The sequence below is a fragment of the Pseudoduganella buxea genome (genome assembly GCF_009720835.1).
GTDB classification, from domain to species: Bacteria; Pseudomonadota; Gammaproteobacteria; order Burkholderiales; family Burkholderiaceae_D; genus Rugamonas; species Rugamonas buxea.
On record NZ_WNKZ01000288.1, the window covers coordinates 1 to 315 of the forward strand.

The 315-nt window shown below is 68.3% G+C and carries 1 protein-coding gene; it reads left to right on the forward strand.

Annotated features, from left to right (window positions below):
- On the forward strand, nt 1-315 hold a 315-nt coding region (locus GM672_RS27975; RefSeq protein ID WP_211517466.1), incomplete at both ends, for a contractile injection system protein, VgrG/Pvc8 family.

The window sequence follows — 315 nt, forward strand, 5'->3', positions numbered from 1 at the left end:
CCTGGCTGGGCGCGGACGGCGGCGTGGCGCGCTACCGCCTGCGCCTGGAGCCGGCGCTGGCCCTGTTGCGCCTGCGCCGCGACAGCTACATCTTCCAGGACAAGACGGTGCAGGACATCGTCACCGAGCTGCTGTCGGACTTTCCGCAACTGCGCTTCGGGTTCGACATCAGCCAGGACCAGCCCACCCGCACCATCTGCACGCAGTACCGCGAAAGCGACCTGGAATTCTTCACGCGCCTGCTGGCCTCGGAAGGCCTGAACTGGCGCTTCGAACACGACCAGCCGCAGGGGGAAGACCCCGACAGCCCGGACG